The organism is Agromyces seonyuensis (assembly GCF_009789225.1).
GTDB classification, from domain to species: Bacteria; Actinomycetota; Actinomycetes; order Actinomycetales; family Microbacteriaceae; genus Agromyces; species Agromyces seonyuensis.
This window is the reverse complement of the sequence record NZ_WSTA01000001.1, coordinates 150691-170853: the sequence shown is the minus strand read 5'-3', so window position 1 is coordinate 170853 and position 20163 is coordinate 150691. Positions and strand designations below refer to the sequence as shown.

Sequence of the window (20163 nt, the reverse complement as noted above, 5' to 3'; positions counted from 1 at the left end):
CGCCGCCGGCCCCGGTCGCCCCGGCTCCGGTCGCCGCCCCGGCGGCCCCCGCCGCTCCCGCGGCCGCGTCGCACGCCGGCGCCCCCTACGTGACCCCCATCGTCCGCAAGATCGCGAGCGAGCAGGGCGTCGACCTCAACCAGGTGCAGGGCACCGGCGTCGGCGGCCGCATCCGCAAGCAGGACGTGCTCTCGGCGCAGCCCGCTGCCGCTGCGGCCCCCGCCGCCGCTCCGGCGACGAAGCTCGAGGCCTCGCCGCTGCGCGGCACGACCGTCCCGATGACGCGCCTGCGCAAGGTCGTCGCCGAGCGCGCCGTGGTGTCGATGACCTCGACCGCGCAGCTCACGTCGGTCGTCGAGGTCGACGTGACCAAGGTCGCCAAGCTCCGCGACGCGGTGAAGGCCGACTTCGCCGCCAAGACCGGCACGAAGCTCTCCTTCCTGCCGTTCTTCGCGCTCGCCGCAGCCGAGGCGCTGCAGGCGTTCCCGATCATCAACTCGACCGTCGACGGCGACTCGATCGTCTACCCGGCGACCGAGAACATCTCGATCGCGGTCGACACCGAGCGCGGCCTGCTCACGCCGGTCGTGAAGGACGCCTCGTCGCTGAACCTCGCGGGCCTGGCCGGCCAGATCGCCGACCTCGCCGAGCGCACGCGCAACAACTCGCTGAAGCCCGATGAGCTCGCCGGCGGCACGTTCACGCTGACCAACACCGGTTCGCGCGGCGCGCTGTTCGACACGCCCGTCGTGTTCCTGCCGCAGTCCGCGATCCTCGGCACCGGCATCGTGGTGAAGCGTCCGGTCGTCGTCGCGGGCGACGCCATCGCGATCCGCTCGATGGTCTACCTGGCCCTGTCGTACGACCACCGCATCATCGACGGTGCGGACGCCGCGCGCTTCCTGACGACGATCAAGAACCGCCTCGAAGAGGGCGCGTTCGAGGCAGATCTCGGCATCTGATCCGAGGTTCAGCCGAACCACTCGCGCAAGCGCCAACCGGCCTCGCCCCTCATCATGAGGAGCGAGGCCGGTTCCGTTTCAGTGCGTCCCGGCACCCGCACGAGCACGGCGTCTCCCAGCCCGTCGAGCTCGCCGATGCGTTCGATCCCGGCGACATCGGCATCGATTCCCGCGATCATCTCGCCGCCGTCGCGCGCGGTCGTGATGGCGGCCGACTCGGCTGCCGCGAGCGGCGACCCCGCCTGCGCCACACCTTCGAGGCACGACAGCGAGAGTTCGTCCCGGCAGCGGGACAGTTCGGCGACGAGCACGCGGGCGGCGGCGACCGGGTCGTCTCCGGCGACGATGCGCGCGGGGTCGTCGGACGCCGTGGATTCGGGGATTCCGCCGCCGTCGGTCGCCGCCGGCGTCGCTTCCGGAACAGCCGGAGGTACGGTGCCGACGACCGTTGGTCCTCCGGTGGGCTCCCCTTCGGACGCCTCCACGCCGGCGCCCGGAGCCGGCAGCACGGTGAAGACGACGACGAGCGCGGCCACGGCGACGAGCCCGCCGATGGCGAGCTGGCGTCGGTAGCGGTCGAGGGTGAAGCGGACCCGTGCGAGCGGCACGCCGCGGTCGGCGATCGCAGCCAACCGCTCCCACAAGTCGCTCGACCCTGCCGCGACGGCGCGCGCCTCCCGCCTGCTGCGGCGTGCCGCCCGGAGCCGCGCCCGCTCCGCTCCGTCGCCGAGGGCCGCGACCCCCTCGAGTGCATGCGCGTGCGCCCCGGGATCGGACGCAGGAGCGGACGCGGTCCAGTGCGCCCACGAGGAACTCGCCGTCGCCAAGGGCCGGTCCGTCGGCCCAGGAGCGGTGACGTGCTGCGCTCCCCGAGCGAACACCAGCGATTGCAGATCGGGCGGTCCGCCGAGCGCGCGGCCGGGTCCGAGGCTCGCCTCTTCGGCGTCCCGCTCGCGCGACGTCGTTCGCTCCACGGGCGGAGCGATACCGCCGCTCGCACCGCGGACGGGCAGCGCCCGCGCCCAGGCGAACAGCGCTCGCTCGACTTCCTCTCCGGGCACCGCGAAGACCGCCGATGCGAGCGCGCCATGGAGGACGCCGCGAACCGGCGCGGATCGACCGTCCTCCGTCGCATCGAGTACGGCATCGACGATGCGTGCGACCGACGACCACGCACCGCGCCGCGCCTCCCGACGCGCCGCGATCGTCGACTCCGATCCGATGCGGAGCAGCCCGGGCAGCGAGGTGAGCCGCGGCCGGCCTTCGAGGTCGAATCGGACGTCCGAGACTTCGAGGCCCGTCGGCGCGAAGCCCAGAGCGTCGAGGGCGACCACGCCGGCCGCAATAGGCGCGAGGATCGTGACCGCCTCCCCGGGCGCGAATCGCCGCTCGGCGAGGACGTCGGACAGCATCGGGCCGGCGAGCCGTTCGAGCACCAGGCAGGTGCGCCCGCCGAGGACGGCGGCGAGGTCGAGGAGACGGGGCAGCGCAGCCAGCCCGCTGTCCTCTCCGGCATCAGTGCGTTCCGATGCGGCGCTCAATGCCGCGACTTCGGCGATCGCCTGCGCCCCGTCGGGCATCCTGAAGGCGCGAAGCACGACCGGTGCTGCATCAGGCTGATCGCCCTCCGCGATCGCGAGGTAGGTGTCCGCGACGGCGCCGGCGCCCAGTCGCCGAAGCAGTCGGTAGCCTGCGAGGCGCGACGGTGCGGCCGCGGCGGGATCGGCGACAGCGGCGGGCTCACGGCGGTCGGTGCGGCGTCTGGCAGCGGGCGTCATGCCGACACGGTGCCGTCGACCGGCCTCCACCTCGCGCATCGGTCGTTCAGGCGGTGGATCACCTTGCAGCGAACGCGATGGTGGAGGATGACTCACGGTCCGATCGCGCTCTCCGGCGCCGGTATCCTGTAGGCATGGCACGCAGTTCGAGCGCTCCCGCGCAGAAGGAGCCGGGACGGCTCAAGCAGATGTGGCAGGTCTTCCAGATGACCCGCCGCTACGACTCCCTGGCCGTGTGGTACATCGTCGGCGTGTTCGTCGCGCCCATCGCTCTCGCCGTGGTCCTCGCGCTCGTCCTCGGCGGCGGATGGCTGAACATCACGCTGTTCGTGATCGCGGGCATCCTGGCAGGCATCCTGCTCGCCATGCTCGTGCTGGGCCGTCGCGCCGAGCGCGCCGCCTACAAGCAGATCGAAGGCCAGCCTGGCGCCTCCGGGGCCGTGCTCCGCAGCGGGCTGCGCCGCAACTGGATCGGCGCGGAGATGCCCGTCGCCGTCAACGCGAAGACCCAGGATGCGGTGTTCCGCGCGGTCGGCAAGGGCGGCATCGTCCTCGTCGTCGAGGGCCCCGAGACCCGCACGAAGAAGCTCGTCGACGACGAGCGCCGCAAGGTCGCCCGCATCGTCCCGAACGTGCCGATCACCGTCATCCGCGTCGGCGCCGGCGAGGGCGAGGTCGCACTGCACCGCATCTCCCCCACCCTGAACAAGCTGCCGAAGGCGTTGACGAAGCCCGAGATCTCAGCCGTCAACAACCGCCTCGCCTCGCTGCAGGGCTCGTTGCCGATCCCGAAGGGAATCGACCCGAACAAGGTCCGCGCGCAGCGCGGCAAGCTCCGCTGAACCGCCTCGAACGCCGAACGGGCCCGCGCATCGCGCGGGCCCGTTCTCGCGTTCGGGGTGTTCAGCGACGGATCAGCACCGTGCCGGCGACCTTGTCGTGGAACCCGCGCTGGTCCGAGTCCCACACGAGTGCCGGGATCACGAGCAGGAGCAGCACCGTGCGGACGATCGGACGTCGGACGCCGACCCAGCCGCCGGCGAGCGGTGCGAGCTGCATGCCCAGCAGTCGGTGGCCGAGCGAGCCGCCGATGGTCGGGATGAACGCCACCTGCAGGACGCCGAAGACGAGCGGCGTCACCCAGGTGTACTGCGGCGAGTCGAACGGCGCGAACAGGATCGAGATCAGCATCGCCGATCCCCAGTCGACGAAGATCGCCGCGATGCGACGACCGGCACGGGCCACGGAGCCGCTGCCCGACTCGGGGAGCCCGAGACGTTCGCCGGGATACTTGCTGGGGTCGAGGTCGCCGAAGGTCATGGGAGTGGAGTCGGGCACCGACCGATTCTACCGAGCGCCCACCGTGTAACACCGCCGAAACATTTGCGTCACTGCGGGGTAACCCCTTCTCGGTAGCGTCTCTCCCGGCTGTACGAAATCGACGTCCGGTCTCACCCGCCCGCCCCCTTGGAGATTCGTCACATGTTCAGTGATTCTTCTGAAGTTCTCAAGTTCATCAAGGAGACGGATGTCAAGTTCCTCGACATCCGCTTCACCGACCTCCCGGGTGTGCAGCAGCACTTCAACATCCCGGCGTCGACGGTCGACGAAGAGTTCTTCACGGTCGGCCAGCTCTTCGACGGCTCCTCGATCCGCGGGTTCGCGTCGATCCACGAGTCCGACATGCAGCTGATCCCCGACGTCTCGACGGCGTACATCGACCCGTTCCGGGTCGAGCGCACGCTCATCATGGTCTTCGACATCTACAACCCGCGCAACGGCGAGATCTACGCCAAGGACCCGCGCCAGGTCGCCAAGAAGGCCGAGAAGTACCTCGCCTCGACCGGCATCGCCGACACCGCGTTCTTCGCCCCCGAAGCCGAGTTCTACATCTTCGACGACGTGCGCTACGAGGTGAAGCAGAACGGGAGCTTCTACTCCGTCGACTCCGAAGAGGGCGCCTGGAACTCCGGCCGCGTCGAAGAGGGCGGCAACCTCGGCAACAAGACCCCGTACAAGGGCGGCTACTTCCCGGTCTCGCCGGTCGACAAGCAGGCCGACCTGCGCGACGACATCTCGCTCAAGCTCATCGACGCGGGCCTCATCCTCGAGCGCGCGCACCACGAGGTGGGCACCGGCGGCCAGGCGGAGATCAACTACCGCTTCGACACGATGGTGCACGCGGCCGACGACATCCTGAAGTTCAAGTACATCGTCAAGAACACGGCCGAGCAGTGGGGCAAGACCGCCACGTTCATGCCGAAGCCGCTCTTCGGCGACAACGGCTCGGGCATGCACACCCACCAGTCGCTCTGGAGCGAGGGCAAGCCCCTGTTCTACGACGAGGCCGGCTACGGCGGCCTCTCCGACCTGGCGCGCTGGTACATCGGCGGCATCCTCAAGCACGCCCCGTCGCTCCTCGCCTTCACGAACCCGACGGTGAACTCCTACCACCGCCTCGTTCCCGGCTTCGAGGCCCCCGTGAACCTGGTCTACTCGGCGGGCAACCGCTCGGCGGCCATCCGCATCCCGATCACGGGCACCAACCCCAAGGCCAAGCGCATCGAGTTCCGGGCGCCGGACGCCTCGGGCAACCCGTACCTCGCCTTCGCCGCGCAGCTCATGGCCGGCCTCGACGGCATCAAGAACCGCATCGAGCCGCACGAGCCGGTCGACAAGGACCTCTACGAGCTCCCCGCCGAAGAGGCCAAGTCGATCCCCCAGGTGCCGGGTTCGCTCGACGCCGTGCTCGACGCGCTCGAGGCCGACCACGACTACCTCCTCGAGGGCGGCGTGTTCACCAAGGAGCTCATCGAGACCTGGATCGAGTACAAGCGCGAGCGCGAGCTCAAGCCGCTCGCCCAGCGCCCGCACCCGTTCGAGTTCGAGCTCTACTACGGCGTCTGATCCGACGAACCCAGAGCGGGGGTCGCACCGAACGGTGCGGCCCCCGCTTCGTCGTGTCCGGAGCGCTCGGCGTGGGACGCTGAATGCGCACCGGCCAGGGCAAACTCGGCGACGGACGACTCCGATGCGGGTCGCGGCCCGGATGCCTCAGAAGCGCGGTTCGCGCCGTTCGGGCTCGCCGTAGAAGCCGCGCTCGAAGACCGTGCGCGCGCGGCGCGTGGTCTGGAGGTAGTCCTCCTCGAACCGGGTCGCCGATCGCGGCGGGTATTCGAGCAGACGTGCGACGCCCTCGAGCTGCGTGCGGTCGGTCGGCAGGACATCGGTCGTGCGATCGAGCCAGAGCGTGAGCGCCGATCTCGCGCGGGACGCGAACTCCCACGCAGCGCGGAGCGTGGCGGCGTCGTGCTTCGCGACGAGTCCGGCATCCACGGCCGCGTCGAGCGCCTCGATGGTCGAGGTCGTGCGGAGCGAGCGCACCCGGCCGGCGTGCTCGAGCTGGAGCAGCTGGACGAACCATTCGACGTCGGAGAGCGAACCGCGGCCGAGCTTCAGGTGCCGCTTCGGGTCGGCGCCCTGCGGCAGCCGCTCGTTCTCGACGCGGGCCTTGATGCGCTTCACTTCGCGCACGTCGTGCTCGGTGACGGCGTCCGGGTAGCGGATCTCGTCGGCCAGCGCGGCGAAGTCGGCGAGGAGGCCGGCGTCGCCCGCGAGCGGATGCGCCCGGAGCAGCGCCTGCGCCTCCCATGTGAGCGACCAGCGCGCGTAGTAGGCGCGGTAGGCGTCGAGGGAACGCGCGACGACGCCGTTGCGACCCTCGGGCCGAAGGTCCGCATCGAGCTCGAGCGGGAGTCGGGCATCCTCGACCAAGCGCCCGAGTTCGGCGACGATCGCGACCGCGCGCCGCTGCGCGCGCTCGGGTTCGTCGCCGGCCGGCCGGAAGACGTAGATGAGGTCGGCGTCCGAGCCGAATCCGAGCTCCCGGCCGCCGAAGCGTCCCATCGCCACGATCCCGAACTCGAGGCCGTCGCGGTCGTCACGCCGGATGATCTCGAGGAGCGCACCGAGGTGGTGCTCCATCACGTCGCTGAGCCCGCGGCCGAGCTCGTCGATCCGGACAGTCCCGAGGATCGAGGCGATCGCGAGGCGCAGGATCTCCCGGCGACGGATGCCGCGCAGCACGTTCGCCGCAGCGTCGCGATCGGCATGACGGGCGAGGACCGCCGCCCCCTCCTCTTGCAGCGCGGCGAGCGAGCGCGGGCGCAGGTCGGCGTCGTCCTCGAGCCACGCGACGGCCTCCGGCAGGTACTCGATGAGCTCGCCGGCGAACCGCGAGCTCGAGAGCACCCGGGTCAGACGCAGCGCCGCCTCGGAGGAATCGCGGAGCAGCCCGAGGTACCAGTGCGTCGTGCCGAGACGATCGCTGATGCGACGGAAGGCGAGCATGCCGTAGTCGGGATCCGGGCCATCCGCGAACCACGCGATGAGCACGGGCATCAGATGGCGCTGGATGACCGCTCGTCGCGAGACTCCGGCGGTGAGCGCCGCGATGTGGGCGAGCGCGCCGCGCGGGTCGCGGTAGCCGATCGCCCGCAGGCGCGCTTCCGCCTGGGCGTCGGTGAGCTCGAGACCGGAGGCCGGGATCGCCGCGACGGCGGAGAGCAACGGCCGGTAGAACAGCCGCTCGTGCAGGCGCCGGACGCGGGCGCGCATCTCGTGCCAGCGGGTGACGAGTTCGTCAGCGCCCCGGGCGAGGCCCGACGCACGGGCGAGCACCCGGAGGTCGGCGGGCTCCGTCGGCATCAAGTGGGTGCGGCGCAGCCGTCGGAGCTGCTGGCGGTGCTCGAGGACCCGGAGGACCCGGTAGTCGTCGGCGAACTCCGCAGCCTCCTCGCGGCCGACGTAGCCGCGCTCAGCGAGGGCGGCGAGCGCCCCGAGGGTGTCGCGCTGGCGGATGCCCTCGTCGGTCGCGCCGTGCACGAGCTGCAGCAGCTGGACCGTGAACTCGATGTCGCGGAGTCCGCCGGGGCCGAGCTTGAGCTGGCGGTCGACCTCGGCGGCGGGGATGTTCGCGGTGACGCGCTCCCGCATCCGCTGCACTTCCTCGACGAACCCGTCGCGCGAGGAGCTCGTCCAGACCTTGGGTGCGACGCCGGCGACGTAGCGCTCCCCCAGCTCCCGGTCGCCAGCCATCGCGCGGGCCTTCAGCAGCGCCTGGAACTCCCAGTTCTTCGCCCAGCGCTCGTAGTACTGGAGGTGGGAGTCGAGCGTGCGCACGAGCGCGCCGTCCTTGCCCTCGGGACGCAGGTTCGGGTCGACCTCCCACAGCGGCGGCTCGATGCCGGGTTCGCCGATGAGCCGCTGGACGGTCACGGCGAGCCGCGTGGCGATCTCGAGGGCGCGGGCGGTCGGCAGGATCTCCTCGTCGGCGGAGTCGCCGACGTAGATGACGTCGACGTCGCTCACGTAGTTGAGCTCTCGCGCGCCGGCCTTGCCCATGCCGATGATCGCGAGCCGCACGGCGTCGACCTGTTCGGCGGGGTAGCGTCCGAAGGCGGCCGTGGCGCCGGGGGCGTTCGAGATGAGACGGCGTGCGCCGGCCAGCGCGGCGTCGAGCGCCGCGGCGGCGAGGTCCGCGAGCCCGGCGGCGACGCGGTCGAGGATGGGGACGGCATCGCCGCCGAGGTCCCAGACTGCGAGTTCGACGAGCTCGCTCCGGTAGGCCCGGCGCAGCCGACGAGCCAGGTCATCCACGTCCGCGTCGGCCGGCGCCGATTCGACCGCAGCGACGAGCGTCGCCCGCGCCGCCTCGGCGTCCGCGGGCGGCCGCGGTGGTGCCGTCAGGCGCTCGAGGGCTGCCGTCTCCCGCCCCAGGAAGTCGGCCAGGCCGCGCGAGGCGCCGACGAGGCGGCTCAATCGCGCGGCGGACTGCGGCTCCGCGAGCAGCCGGTCGACGGAGTCGGGCGCACGGCGCCGCAGCTCCGTCACCGACGCGAGCGCGGCATCCGGGTCGGCGGCGAGGGCGAAGGCGTCGAGCAGCGCCGGAGGGGCGACCCCGGACGCGGCCGCGAGCGCTTCCACACCGGCGGTCGCCGCACCGAGGTCGTCGAACCCCGCCCGCGCCGAAGCGGTCAGACCGAGGGGCGAGCGGGGCATGCCGACGTCAGAGGATGCCGAGGTTGCGGTCGAGCTCGAACTTCGTGACCTGAGCCCGGTAGCCGCGCCACTCGGCGCGCTTGTTGGCCAGCACGTAGTTGAAGACCTGCTCGCCGAGGGTGTCGGCGACGAGCTCGGACTCCTCCATGTACTGGATCGCTGCGTCGAGGCTCGTCGGCAGCGGGTCGTAGCCGAGGGCGCGGCGCTCGGCGTCGGAGAGCTCCCACACGTTGTTCTCGGCCTCGGCCGGGAGCTCGTAGCCCTCCTCGATGCCCTTGAGACCGGCGGCGAGCAGGAGCGCGAACGCGAGGTACGGGTTCGACGCGGAGTCGATGGCGCGGTACTCGACGCGGGCGCTCTGGCCCTTGTTGGGCTTGTAGAGCGGCACGCGAACGAGCGCGGAACGGTTGTTGTGACCCCACGAGACGAAGCTCGGCGCCTCGTCGCCGCCCCAGATGCGCTTGTACGAGTTCACGAACTGGTTGGTGACCGCCGAGATCTCCTGCGCGTGGCGCAGGAGCCCCGCGACGAACTGCCGGCCGATCTTGGAGAGCTGGTACTGGGCGCCGGGCTCGTAGAAGGCGTTCTTCTCGCCCTCGAAGAGCGAGAGGTGCGTGTGCATGCCGCTGCCCGGGTGCTCGGAGAAGGGCTTCGGCATGAACGTCGCGTACACGCCCTGCTCGATCGCCACCTCCTTGATGACCGTGCGGAACGTCATGATGTTGTCGGCGGTCGCGAGCGCGTCCGCGTAGCGGAGGTCGATCTCGTTCTGGCCGGGGCCGACCTCGTGGTGGCTGAACTCCACCGAGATGCCGAGGTCCTCGAGCATCCGCACGGAACGACGGCGGAAGTCGTGGGCGGTGCCGCCGGGCACGTTGTCGAAGTAGCCCGCGTTGTCGACGGGTTCCGGGCCCTCGGGGCCGAACTTCGCCGACTTCAGCAGGTAGAACTCGATCTCGGGGTGCGTGTAGAACGTGAACCCGCGGTCGGCGGCCTTCTCGAGCGTGCGCTTCAGCACGTTGCGCGGATCGGCGACCGCGGGGGCGCCGTCCGGCGTCGAGATGTCGCAGAACATGCGGGCCGTCGGGTCGATGTCACCGCGCCACGGGAGCAGCTGGAACGTCGTGGGGTCCGGGAAGGCGAGCAGGTCGGATTCCGACGTGCGCGACAGGCCTTCGATGGCGGAGCCGTCGAAGCCGATGCCCTCGGTGAACGCCCCTTCGACCTCGGCCGGCGCGATCGCGACCGACTTCAAGGTGCCGACGACGTCCGTGAACCACAGTCGTACGAACTTGACGCCTCGTTCCTCGATGGTCCTGAGAACGAAGTCACGCTGCTTGTCCATCCCTGCCCTCTCTGACTCCGACCAGCGTACAAGTTCGGACGGCCCCGTACGGCCGCTTCCTGCGCCGCGATGACGAGGATGCCTCGACGCCCGCCCGCGCGCCCGCGCGACTCCCCCGTCGGCCCGCGCCGTGCAGGGCCCGGGTCTAGAATCCTGCTCATGCCAGCGCAGCCTGAAACGCCCGAGCAGCACACCTATGGCGCGAGCGCCCCGGCCGGCCCCAAGCGGGTCCGGACGCGGCACTTCCAGAACGCCAAGCAGCAGGGCATCAAGATCACCGGCCTCACGAGCTACGACACCCTCACGGCCCGCATCTTCGACGAGGCGGGCATCGACTTCCTCCTCGTCGGCGATTCGGCCGGCAACACCGTCTTCGGCTACGACACGACGCTGCCGGTCACCGTCGATGAACTCATCCCGCTCACGCGGGCCGTGGCGCGCTCCACGAAGCGCGCATTCGTCATCGGCGACCTCCCGTTCGGCTCGTACGAGACAGGCCCCGAGGAGGCGTTGCACACGGCCATCCGGTTCATGAAGGAGACGGGCGCGCACGCCGTCAAGCTCGAGGGCGGCGAGCGCTCGGCCGAGCAGATCCGCCGCATCGTGCAGGCGGGCATCCCCGTCATGGGGCATGTCGGCTTCACTCCGCAGAGCGAGCACGGGCTCGGCGGCCACCTCATCCAGGGCCGCGGCGACGGCCTCGAGCAGCTCATCGCCGACGCGGAGGCCGTCCAGGCCGCGGGCGCTTTCGCGGTCGTGCTCGAGATGGTCCCCGCCGAAGCGGCGCAGGCCGTCACGGAGCGCCTCGCGATCCCGACGATCTCCGTCGGCGCCGGCCCGCACGCGGACGGTCAGCTCCTCGTGTGGACCGACTGGGCGGGCCTGACCATCGGCCGCGTGCCGAAGTTCGTCAAGCAGTACGCCGACCTCGCGGGCATCCTCGGGGATGCGGCGAAGGCCTGGCAGGCGGACGTCGCGAGCGGCGAGTACCCCGGCCCCGAGCACTCCTACTGAGCGCTCCCCCGGTCCCACCCGCCTGAGAAACAACGAACGCCCCCGGTCCGAGGACCGGGGGCGTTCGTGCGATCGGAATCAGATCGCGAAGCCGATGGCGCGCATCATGTCGCGGCCGTCGTCGGTGATCCGCTCGGGACCCCACGGCGGCATCCACACCCAGTTGATGCGGAACGCCTCGACGTGCCCGTCGAGGGCCTGCGCGGTCTGCTCCTCGATGACGTCGGTGAGCGGGCAGCCCGCGCTCGTGAGCGTCATGTGGATGACGAGGGCGTCGTTCTCGTCATCCCAGCCGAGGTCGTAGATGAGGCCGAGGTCGACGACGTTCACCCCGAGTTCGGGGTCGACGACGTCCTTCAGCGCTTCGCTGATCTCGTCGAAGCGCTCCGGGGCGAGTGAGGTGACCATGTGCTGATGCTACCCCGGCCTTACTCGGCCGAGGCCGCCTCGGTGACGTAGCGGTCGTAGCCCTCTTCCTCGAGCCGCTCGGCGAGCTCGGGGCCGCCCTGCTCGGCGACGCGGCCGGCGACGAACACGTGCACGTAGTCCGGCTTGATGTAGCGGAGGATGCGCGTGTAGTGGGTGATGAGCAGCACGCCGAGGCCGGTGTTCGAGTGGGCGCGGTTGACGCCCTCGGACACGATCTTCAGCGCGTCGACGTCGAGGCCCGAGTCGGTCTCGTCGAGGACCGCGAACTGCGGCTTGAGCAGCTCGAGCTGGAGGATCTCGTTGCGCTTCTTCTCGCCGCCCGAGAAGCCCTCGTTGACGTTGCGGGCGGCGAAGGAGGCGTCCATGCGCAGGTCGTCCATGGCGGACTTGACGTCCTTCGTCCACTGACGGATGCCGGGGGCCTCGCCGGAGATCGCCGTCTTGGCGGTGCGGAGGAAGTTGGTGTTCGTCACACCGGGGATCTCGACCGGGTACTGCATGGCGAGGAAGAGGCCGGCGCGGGCGCGCTCGTCGACGCTCATCTCGAGGACGTTCTCGCCGTCGAGGAGAATCTCGCCCTGGACGACCGCGTACTTGGGGTGGCCGGCGATCGTGTAGGCGAGAGTCGACTTGCCCGAGCCGTTGGGACCCATGACGGCGTGGATCTCGCCCTCGTTGATGACGAGGTCGACACCGCGGAGGATCTCGCGGGTGCCCTGATCGGTCTCGACGTTGACGTGGAGGTTCTTGATCTCGAGGGTAGACATTCGAGTTCGGTTCACTTTCGGTAGCGTGCCGCGCTGCCGCGGCGGAGGGTCAGACGGTCAGCGTGACCGCGGGATCGATGAGCACGTCGTCGCCGTCGATGTCGACGCGGTAGACGGGCACGGGCTCGTACGCGGGGAGCGTGAGGGGACGGCCGGACTTCAGCGAGAACTTGGACCCGTGGGCCCAGCACTCGAGCGTGTCGTCCTCGACGAAGCCCTCGGCGAGGGAGATGTCGCCGTGCGTGCACGTGTCGCCGATCGCGAAGATGTCGCCGGCGCTGTCTTTCACGACGGCGATCGGCACGCCGTCGATGACGACGCGCTTGGCCTCGTTCTCGCCGAGCTCGCTGACCGCACAGGCACGGGACGCGGCCATCAGCGCTCCCCGGCGAGTTCGGCTTCGAGTGCCGCGACGAGGCGCTCCTCGAGCTCGGCGTCGCCGATCTTCTGGACGATCTCCATGAGGAAGCCGCGGACGACCAGGCGACGGGCCTCGTCCTCCGGGATGCCGCGCGACTGCAGGTAGAAGAGCTGCTCGTCGTCGAAGCGGCCGGTCGCACTCGCGTGGCCGGCACCCTCGATGTCGCCGGTCTCGATCTCGAGGTTCGGCACCGAGTCGGCGCGCGTGCCGTCCGTGAGGACGAGGTTGCGGTTCTGCTCGTAGCTGTCGGTGCCGACCGCCGCGTTGCCGATGAGCACGTCGCCGATCCAGACGCTGCGCGCGCCCGCTCCCTGCAGCGCGCCCTTGTAGGTCACGCGCGAGCGGGTGTGCGGGGCGTCGTGGTTGACGTAGACCTGCTGCTCGAGGTGCTGGCCGGCGTCGGCGAAGTAGAGGCCGAGCGCCTCGATGTCCGCGCCCTGCTCGGCGAGGTGGGTCGAGGGGTTGACCCGCACGACCTTGCCGCCGAGGGAGACGACGATGTGCTTGAGCTTGGCGTCGCGGCCGATGCGCGCGAAGTGGCTCGCGAGGTGCACGCCGTCCTCGGCCCACTCCTGGAGGGAGACGACGGTGAGGTTCGCGCCCTCGCCGACGAGGATCTCGACGTTCTCGGTGAGGCGGGCCTCGCCGGTGCCGCGGAGGACGACGAGCCCGCGGCTGTTCGGCGCCGCCTCGATGACCGTGTGGGCGGCGCGGGGCGCGGTGCCCAGGCCGGTGCGGGTGACGCCCGCGACCTTCTCGTCTTCGCCGGTGACCGAGATGAGGAGCGCCTGCTCGAAGCTCGACCACGCGTTCGCGCTCGCGCGCTCCTCGGGGATGCCGGCGGCGCCGATGCGCTCGTCGTCGCGGGCGATCCAGGAGACGTCGACGCCGTCGGCCTCGTGGAGCTCGAGCGTCGGGACGGCGCCGCTGATCTCGCCGTTGGTGAGGTCGGCGAACGTCGCGACGGGCGAGAGCTTCCAGACGTGCTCCTTGCCGTCGACCTCGGGGAAGTCGGCGACGTTCACGGAGCGGAAGCGCTCGGATCGGGTCTGGACGGGGACCGTGCGGTCCCAGTCACCGTCGGAGTGGGCCTTGAGGCCGTGCTGGCCTTCGGTGGGCATGGCGGTGCTGGTGGGGGTGACGCTGGTCATGCTCAGCCGACGCTGCCTTCCATGCCCATCTCGATGAGCTTGTTCAGTTCCATGGCGTATTCCATCGGGAGCTCGCGCGCGATGGGCTCGATGAAGCCGCGCACGATCATGGCCATCGCCTCGTCCTCGGGGATGCCGCGGGACATGAGGTAGAAGAGCTGCTCCTCGGAGACCTTGGAGACGGTCGCCTCGTGGCCGAGCTGCACGTCGTCGACGCGGATGTCGATCGCCGGGTACGTGTCGGAGCGCGAGATGGTGTCGACGAGCAGGGCGTCGCAGCGCACGGTGTTGGCCGCGTGGTGCGCGTTCGCGTCGACGCGGACCTCGCCGCGGTAGCCGGCACGTCCGCCGCCGCGCGCGATCGACTTGGAGACGATCGACGACTGCGTGTACGGCGCCATGTGGATCATCTTCGCGCCGGCGTCCTGGTGCTGGCCGGGGCCCGCGAAGGCGACCGAGAGGGTCTCGCCCTTGGCGTGCTCGCCCATGAGGAAGATCGAGGGGTACTTCATCGTCACCTTGGAGCCGATGTTGCCGTCGATCCACTCCATGGTGGCGCCCTCGTGCGCGACCGCGCGCTTGGTGACCAGGTTGTAGACGTTGTTCGACCAGTTCTGGATCGTCGTGTAGCGAACGCGGGCGTTCTTCTTCACGATGATCTCGACGACGGCCGAGTGGAGCGAGTCGCTCTTGTAGATCGGGGCGGTGCAGCCCTCGATGTAATGGACGTAGCTGTCCTCGTCGGCGATGATGAGCGTCCGCTCGAACTGGCCCATGTTCTCCGTGTTGATGCGGAAGTAGGCCTGGAGCGGGATCTCGACGTGGACGCCCTTGGGCACGTAGACGAACGAGCCGCCCGACCACACGGCGGTGTTGAGCGCGGCGAACTTGTTGTCGCCGGCCGGGATGACCGTGCCGAAGTACTCCTGGAAGATCTCCGGGTGCTCGCGGAGCGCGGTGTCGGTGTCGAGGAAGATGACGCCCTGCTCCTCCAGGTCCTCGCGGATCTGGTGGTAGACGACCTCGGACTCGTACTGCGCGGCGACGCCCGCGACGAGGCGCTGACGCTCCGCCTCGGGGATGCCGAGCTTCTCGTACGTGTTGCGGATGTCCTCGGGCAGGTCCTCCCACGACTGGGCCTGCTTCTCCGTCGACCGCACGAAGTACTTGATGTTCTCGAAGTCGATCTCGGAGAGGTCGGCGCCCCAGCTCGGCATCGGCTTGAGGTCGAAGAGCTGCAGCGCGCGGAGACGGCGCTTCAGCATCCATTCGGGCTCGTTCTTGAGGCCCGAGATGTCGGCGACGACCTCCTTCGACAGTCCGCGACGGGCCGAAGCTCCGGCGACATCGGAATCTGCCCAACCGAACTCGTACTGGCCGAGTCCTTCGAGCTCTGGGCGGTCAATCAGAACGTCCGTCATCTCTCCTCTTCTCCTCCCGTGCACCGGATGTCAGTCCGGCCGCCCGCTCGCCGTTCGAGGCGTGTGCGGCGATGCGGGCGATGTGCGGGCGGTAGCGGTGCGAAACCTAGAATGGGCGGGAATCCGGCGACTGCCTCGTGCGTCGCCGTGCGATTCACCAAGTGCCCAGTCTACAGTGTCGGCCCGGGCCGCCGCCTCTCTCCCAGGGGCGTCCCAGCGCCGTTCCGACAGGATCGAGTTCCGTGACCAGCTCCCCGGCTCCAGCCCGAATCCCCACGGCCCTCCGCGTCTTCGCGTGGCTCTCGTTCGTCGCGCAGACGACGATCATCGCGACCGGCGGCGCCGTGCGCCTCACCGCCTCCGGACTGGGCTGCCCGACCTGGCCGCTCTGCACGGCCGAATCGCTCGTCCCGACCGAGGAACTGAGCTACCACTCGCTCATCGAGTTCGGCAATCGCCTGATGACGGGGGTCGTCGGGATCGTCGCGCTCGCCGTGTTCCTGCTCGTCATCCGGTACAACCGCCGAGCCGGGGCGAAGCGCCAGGACCTCTTCACGCTCTCCTTCGTCGTGGGACTCGGCATCGTCGCCCAGGCGATCGTCGGCGGCATCACGGTGTGGACGGGCCTGAACCCGTTCATCGTCGGCTTCCACTACCTCTCTTCGCTCGCCCTCGTGTGCGTCACGGCCGTCTTCCTCTTCCGGCTCGACCAGCCGAGCGGCCCGCGCGTCCCCGCCGCCCCGAAGTGGTTCGCGATCCTCACGCACGTCACGACGCTCGCGCTCGCGATCTCGCTCGTGTTCGGCGTGCTCACGACCGGTGCGGGACCGCACTCGGGCGATTCGGCGGCGGGCCGCAACGGCTTCGACGCGGTGCTGTTGCAGCACATCCACGCGTGGCCCGGCTACGTGCTCTTCGCGCTCACCCTCGTGCTCGTCGTCGCGGCGTTCCGGCTCGCGCTGCCGGCCAGGCGCTGGTTCCTCGCCCTCCTGCTGCTCGAGCTGGTGCAGATCGCCGTCGGCCTTTGGCAGGCACGGCACGGCCTGCCGCCGCTGCTCGTGGGCATCCACATGGTGCTCGCCGCCCTGCTCTCCGCGACCATGACGCTCTCGGTGCTCAGCCTGAAGCAGCCGGCCGCGTCGTCGGTCGATGCGGAGCCCGAGGCCGCGCGCACGGTCTGAACGACGATGAAGCCCCGGGCATCCTGCAGGATGCCCGGGGCTTCGGCGTGCGGGCTGCGGAGACGGTGCCGGACCGCTCATCCGGACGGGTGCGCGCGGATGCCCGACGTGCGAGCATCCTCGACTCGCCCGCAGTGCGCGGGCAGCCGTCGGGCAGCGGGCATCCTTCGCGCGCCGGCGGCGCGAGAGCAACGGCCGGGCAGCGGTCATCCGATCAGCGCGGTTCGGGCGTGCAGGACGCCCGGTCGGGCGCGATCAGGATGCCGCGCGCCCGCGATCAGAACGCGAGCAGCGGGTCGATCGCGACCGCGAGGAAGACGAGCGAGAGATACGCGATCGAGCCGTGGAAGACGCGCATCGGCGAGACCTCCGCGTGACGGATCGCGAGGGCGTACAGCCGGTGCGTCTCGTAGATGAACCAGCCGCCGACGCCGATCGCGACGGCGGTGTACGTGATCCCCATGTCCGCGACGGGGATGAGGATGAGCGAGCACGCCACCATCGCCCACGCGTAGAGGATGACCTGCATGCCGACCTGCGCACGGCCGCGCACGACGGCGAGCATCGGCACCCCCGCCGCCGCGTAGTCGGCGCGGTACTTCATCGACAGCGGCCAGTAGTGCGGCGGCGTCCACAGGAAGATGATGAGGAACAGGATGACCGGGGCCCAGTCGAGGCTGCCGGTGACGGCCGCCCAGCCGATCAGCACGGGCATGCAACCGGCGATGCCGCCCCACACGATGTTCTGGGCCGTGCGCCGCTTGAGGATGAGCGTGTAGAAGACGACGTAGAGCAGGATGGCCGCGACGGAGAGCGCGGTGGCGAGCCAGTTCGTGAACACCGCGAACCAGATGACGGAGGCGATGGCCATCGCCCAGGAGAAGACCAAGGCTTCCCGGTCGGTGAGTTCGCCCGTCACGAGGGGGCGGTTGCTCGTGCGCTTCATGACCCGGTCGATGTCGCGGTCGATGTAGCAGTTGAATGCGCCTGCGGCGCCCGCGCTGAGGTACCCGCCGACGAGGACGGCGACGAGCAGCCACAGGTCGGGGAAGCCGTCTGCAGCGAGGATCATCGTCGGCGCGGTGACCACGAGGAGCAGCTCGACGACGCGCGGCTTGGTCAGCGCGACGTACGCGGCGATCTTCCGGCGGAGGGTCGGGGTCGCCCGGGTCGTCGTCGTGTCGATCGTGTCCTGCATCGTCCCTCTTCCGCGCGCTCGAACGCCGCACGGCGCTCGCACGGACTCGATTCTATGACATCGCGTGTCGCACCCCGCGGCGCCGCCCTCCCCCGCGGTTCCGCCGCACATCGGGACGGCGCCGCCGTGAGGACCACGACAAGACGGCGTAACCCCCGACGTCTCTATACTGACGGAAGCGCGCCCGACGGCGCGGTCTCCGAGAATCGCCGTCCATTCGGGCGCCCCTTCCGAGTCGACCGTCGATCTGTGCGCGCCACCCGCGTCTCCTCGCGAACGGGCCGGCCACAGGATGCCGGTTCGCGACTCCAACGGAAGGAACACCGCCCCATGGCACTGCAGTGGGAATCCATCGACGCGCGCGCGGTCGACACCGCACGTGTGCTCGCCGCCGACGCCGTCGAGAAGGTCGGAAACGGCCACCCCGGCACGGCGATGAGCCTCGCGCCCGCCGCTTACCTGCTGTTCCAGAAGGTCATGCGCCGCGACCCGGCCGACCCGCACTGGCTCGGTCGCGACCGGTTCATCCTCTCCGCCGGCCACTCGTCGCTCACGCAGTACGTGCAGCTCTACCTGGAGGGCACGGGCCTCGAGCTCGACGACCTCAAGGCGCTGCGCACCTGGGGCTCGAAGACCCCGGGCCACCCCGAGTACGGCCACACCGCGGGCGTCGAGATCACGACCGGTCCGCTCGGCCAGGGCCTCGCCTCGGCCGTGGGCTTCGCCTACGCCTCGCGTTTCGAGCGCGGCCTGTTCGACCCCGAGGCCGCCGCCGGCACCTCGCCGTTCGACCACTTCGTCTACGTCGTCGCCGGCGACGGCGACCTGCAGGAAGGCGTCACGAGCGAGGCCTCCTCGCTCGCCGGCCACCAGCAGCTCGGCAACCTCGTCGTCATCTACGACTCGAACCAGATCTCGATCGAGGACGACACGAACATCGCCTTCACCGAGGACGTGGCGAAGCGCTACGAGGCCTACGGCTGGCACGTGCAGACCGTCGACTGGAAGAAGACCGGCCAGTACGTCGAAGACGTCGCCGAGCTCCACTCCGCGATCGAGGCCGCCAAGGGCGAGACCGACAAGCCGTCGATCATCATCCTGAAGACGATCATCGGCTGGCCCTCCCCCGGCAAGCAGAACTCCGGCAAGATCCACGGTTCCGCCCTCGGCGGCGCCGAGCTCGCCGCGACCAAGGAGGTGCTCGGCTTCGACCCCGAGCAGACCTTCGTGGTCGAGGACGACGTGCTCGCCCACACCCGTGCCGCCGGTGAGCGCGGCGCCGCGGCGCACGCCGAGTGGCAGGTCGGCTTCGACGCGTGGGCGGCGGCCAACCCCGAGCGCGCCGCGCTGCTGGCCCGTCTCGAGGCCGGCGAACTGCCGGTCGACATCGAGTCGGTCCTCCCGGTCTTCGAGGGCGGCACCCAGGTGTCGACCCGCGCCGCCTCCGGCAAGGTCATCAACGCCCTCGCCGGAGCGCTGCCCGAGTTCTGGGGCGGCTCGGCCGACCTCGCCGAGTCCAACCTGACGACGATCAACGGCGCCGCCTCGTTCATCCCGACCGAGTGGTCGACGCACGAGTTCAGCGGCAACCCCTACGGTCGCGTGCTGCACTTCGGTATCCGCGAGCACGCCATGGCCGCGATCCTCAACGGCATCGTGCTCCACGGCCCGACGCGCGCCTTCGGCGGCACGTTCCTCATCTTCAGCGACTACATGCGCCCCGCCGTGCGCCTGGCCGCGCTCATGGGCGTCCCGAGCGTGTTCGTGTGGACGCACGACTCGGTCGCGCTCGGCGAGGACGGCCCGACGCACCAGCCGATCGAGCAGCTCTCGACGCTGCGCGCCATCCCCGGCCTCGACGTGGTCCGCCCCGCCGACGCCAACGAGGTGTCGCACGCCTGGCTCGAGATCCTGCGCCGCCGCCGGAACCCGGCCGGCATAGCCCTGACCCGCCAGAACATCCCGGTGTTCGAGCGCGGCGACGGCGACGCGGCGGGCGACGTGCTCGCCTCCGCGGCCAACGTCGCCAAGGGCGCCTACGTGCTGGGCGAGGCCGCGAACGGCACGCCCGACGTCATCCTGATCGCCACCGGCTCCGAGGTGCAGCTCGCCCTCGCCGCCCGCGACAGCCTCGCCGCCGACGGCGTGCAGGCCCGGGTCGTGTCGGCGCCCTCGCTCGAGTGGTTCGAGGAGCAGACGGCGGAGTACCGCGAGTCGGTGCTGCCGGCAGCCGTGACCGCCCGCGTGTCGGTCGAGGCAGGCCTCTCGCTGTCGTGGCACCGCTACCTCGGCACGCGCGGCCGCGCCGTGTCGATCGAGCACTTCGGCGCCAGCGCCGACTACCAGACCCTGTTCCGCGAGTTCGGGATCACGGCCGACGCCGTGGTCGCCGCCGCGAAGGAAACCCTCGCGGCCTGAGCCGCGAACGAAGGAGAT

The 20163-nt window shown here is 70.4% G+C and carries 17 protein-coding genes; 7 read left to right on the top strand and 10 right to left on the bottom strand.

What is annotated here, in order from left to right; all coding sequences use genetic code 11:
* Nucleotides 1-962 (top strand): 2-oxoglutarate dehydrogenase, E2 component, dihydrolipoamide succinyltransferase (gene sucB / locus GB864_RS00745; RefSeq protein ID WP_160422359.1); only part of this gene is annotated, 962 nt, incomplete at its 5' end.
* 8 nt (nt 963-970) lie between these two features.
* On the opposite strand, the gene GB864_RS00740 is transcribed toward sucB, so the two are convergent.
* Nucleotides 971-1594, bottom strand: a complete 624-nt coding sequence (locus tag GB864_RS00740) for a hypothetical protein (protein WP_160422358.1) — start codon at nt 1592-1594, stop codon at nt 971-973.
* Nucleotides 1595-2050: 456 nt separating this feature from the next.
* Between GB864_RS00740 and GB864_RS00735 the strand changes: the two genes are divergently transcribed.
* Nucleotides 2051-2872: a hypothetical protein gene (locus GB864_RS00735; RefSeq protein WP_160422357.1), complete on the top strand. Its 822-nt coding sequence runs from the start codon at nt 2051-2053 to the stop codon at nt 2870-2872.
* A 2-nt stretch (nt 2873-2874) separates the two neighbouring features.
* Nucleotides 2875-3582 carry a DUF4191 domain-containing protein gene (locus GB864_RS00730; RefSeq protein ID WP_160422356.1) on the top strand — a complete coding sequence of 236 codons (708 nt, stop codon included), beginning with the start codon at nt 2875-2877 and terminating at the stop codon, nt 3580-3582.
* A gap of 61 nt (nt 3583-3643) precedes the next feature.
* Here GB864_RS00730 and GB864_RS00725 read toward each other — a convergent pair whose 3' ends face one another.
* Nucleotides 3644-4060 (bottom strand): RDD family protein, encoded by a 417-nt coding sequence (locus GB864_RS00725; protein ID WP_160422371.1) that lies wholly within the window; start codon nt 4058-4060, stop codon nt 3644-3646.
* A gap of 162 nt (nt 4061-4222) precedes the next feature.
* Here GB864_RS00725 and glnA (GB864_RS00720) point away from each other — a divergent pair, with 162 nt between their 5' ends.
* Nucleotides 4223-5647 carry a type I glutamate--ammonia ligase gene (gene glnA / locus GB864_RS00720; protein WP_160422355.1) on the top strand — a complete coding sequence of 475 codons (1425 nt, stop codon included), beginning with the start codon at nt 4223-4225 and terminating at the stop codon, nt 5645-5647.
* A 147-nt stretch (nt 5648-5794) separates the two neighbouring features.
* Here the strand turns inward: glnA (GB864_RS00720) and GB864_RS00715 are convergent, their stop codons facing one another.
* Entirely contained in the window at nt 5795-8800 is a 3006-nt protein-coding gene (locus tag GB864_RS00715) for a bifunctional [glutamine synthetase] adenylyltransferase/[glutamine synthetase]-adenylyl-L-tyrosine phosphorylase (RefSeq protein WP_160422354.1), read from the bottom strand.
* Nucleotides 8801-8807: 7 nt separating this feature from the next.
* Nucleotides 8808-10145, bottom strand: coding sequence for a type I glutamate--ammonia ligase (gene glnA / locus GB864_RS00710; RefSeq protein ID WP_160422353.1), 1338 nt, complete (start codon nt 10143-10145; stop codon nt 8808-8810).
* Nucleotides 10146-10304: 159 nt separating this feature from the next.
* Between glnA (GB864_RS00710) and panB the strand changes: the two genes are divergently transcribed.
* The gene (gene panB, locus GB864_RS00705) at nt 10305-11159 is read left to right on the top strand and encodes a 3-methyl-2-oxobutanoate hydroxymethyltransferase (RefSeq protein WP_160422352.1); all 855 of its coding nucleotides are present in this window, start codon (nt 10305-10307) and stop codon (nt 11157-11159) included.
* A 78-nt stretch (nt 11160-11237) separates the two neighbouring features.
* Here panB and GB864_RS00700 read toward each other — a convergent pair whose 3' ends face one another.
* Genes GB864_RS00700 through sufB form a run of 5 tightly spaced genes read right to left on the bottom strand, consistent with a single transcriptional unit; the run spans nt 11238 to nt 15348 of the window.
* Entirely contained in the window at nt 11238-11567 is a 330-nt protein-coding gene (locus tag GB864_RS00700; RefSeq protein ID WP_160422351.1) for a metal-sulfur cluster assembly factor, read from the bottom strand.
* 20 nt (nt 11568-11587) lie between these two features.
* On the bottom strand, nt 11588-12355 hold the full coding sequence (gene sufC / locus GB864_RS00695; protein WP_160422350.1) for a Fe-S cluster assembly ATPase SufC: 768 nt from the start codon (nt 12353-12355) through the stop codon (nt 11588-11590).
* Between the two features lie 49 nt (nt 12356-12404).
* A complete protein-coding gene (locus GB864_RS00690; protein WP_160422349.1) occupies nt 12405-12731 on the bottom strand; it encodes a non-heme iron oxygenase ferredoxin subunit in 327 nt (108 codons plus the stop codon).
* On the bottom strand, nt 12731-13927 hold the full coding sequence (gene sufD / locus GB864_RS00685; protein ID WP_160422348.1) for a Fe-S cluster assembly protein SufD: 1197 nt from the start codon (nt 13925-13927) through the stop codon (nt 12731-12733). The genes GB864_RS00690 and sufD overlap by 1 nt, the downstream gene beginning before the upstream one ends.
* Nucleotides 13928-13929: 2 nt before the next feature.
* Entirely contained in the window at nt 13930-15348 is a 1419-nt protein-coding gene (gene sufB / locus GB864_RS00680; protein WP_160422347.1) for a Fe-S cluster assembly protein SufB, read from the bottom strand.
* A 242-nt stretch (nt 15349-15590) separates the two neighbouring features.
* Here sufB and GB864_RS00675 point away from each other — a divergent pair, with 242 nt between their 5' ends.
* Entirely contained in the window at nt 15591-16529 is a 939-nt protein-coding gene (locus GB864_RS00675; protein WP_336603825.1) for a COX15/CtaA family protein, read from the top strand.
* Between the two features lie 277 nt (nt 16530-16806).
* Here the strand turns inward: GB864_RS00675 and GB864_RS00670 are convergent, their stop codons facing one another.
* The gene (locus tag GB864_RS00670) at nt 16807-17727 is read right to left on the bottom strand and encodes a heme o synthase (protein WP_160422345.1); all 921 of its coding nucleotides are present in this window, start codon (nt 17725-17727) and stop codon (nt 16807-16809) included.
* A 330-nt stretch (nt 17728-18057) separates the two neighbouring features.
* On the opposite strand from GB864_RS00670, the gene tkt reads away from it, so the two are divergent.
* On the top strand, nt 18058-20145 hold the full coding sequence (gene tkt / locus GB864_RS00665; RefSeq protein WP_160422344.1) for a transketolase: 2088 nt from the start codon (nt 18058-18060) through the stop codon (nt 20143-20145).
* Nucleotides 20146-20163: the final 18 nt, after the last annotated feature.

What these genes read in the sequence shown, in the direction of transcription:
- GB864_RS00735 (WP_160422357.1), top strand. Translation starts at nt 2,051, where the DNA reads ATGGAGGACGCCGCGAACCGGCGCGGATCGACCGTCCTCCGTCGCATC.
- GB864_RS00730 (WP_160422356.1), top strand. Translation starts at nt 2,875, where the DNA reads ATGGCACGCAGTTCGAGCGCTCCCGCGCAGAAGGAGCCGGGACGGCTC.
- GB864_RS00725 (WP_160422371.1), bottom strand. Translation starts at nt 4,060, where the DNA reads ATGACCTTCGGCGACCTCGACCCCAGCAAGTATCCCGGCGAACGTCTC.
- glnA (WP_160422355.1), top strand. Translation starts at nt 4,223, where the DNA reads ATGTTCAGTGATTCTTCTGAAGTTCTCAAGTTCATCAAGGAGACGGAT.
- GB864_RS00715 (WP_160422354.1), bottom strand. Translation starts at nt 8,800, where the DNA reads ATGCCCCGCTCGCCCCTCGGTCTGACCGCTTCGGCGCGGGCGGGGTTC.
- glnA (WP_160422353.1), bottom strand. Translation starts at nt 10,145, where the DNA reads ATGGACAAGCAGCGTGACTTCGTTCTCAGGACCATCGAGGAACGAGGC.
- panB (WP_160422352.1), top strand. Translation starts at nt 10,305, where the DNA reads ATGCCAGCGCAGCCTGAAACGCCCGAGCAGCACACCTATGGCGCGAGC.
- GB864_RS00700 (WP_160422351.1), bottom strand. Translation starts at nt 11,567, where the DNA reads ATGGTCACCTCACTCGCCCCGGAGCGCTTCGACGAGATCAGCGAAGCG.
- sufC (WP_160422350.1), bottom strand. Translation starts at nt 12,355, where the DNA reads ATGTCTACCCTCGAGATCAAGAACCTCCACGTCAACGTCGAGACCGAT.
- GB864_RS00690 (WP_160422349.1), bottom strand. Translation starts at nt 12,731, where the DNA reads ATGGCCGCGTCCCGTGCCTGTGCGGTCAGCGAGCTCGGCGAGAACGAG.
- sufD (WP_160422348.1), bottom strand. Translation starts at nt 13,927, where the DNA reads ATGACCAGCGTCACCCCCACCAGCACCGCCATGCCCACCGAAGGCCAG.
- sufB (WP_160422347.1), bottom strand. Translation starts at nt 15,348, where the DNA reads ATGACGGACGTTCTGATTGACCGCCCAGAGCTCGAAGGACTCGGCCAG.
- GB864_RS00670 (WP_160422345.1), bottom strand. Translation starts at nt 17,727, where the DNA reads ATGCAGGACACGATCGACACGACGACGACCCGGGCGACCCCGACCCTC.
- tkt (WP_160422344.1), top strand. Translation starts at nt 18,058, where the DNA reads ATGGCACTGCAGTGGGAATCCATCGACGCGCGCGCGGTCGACACCGCA.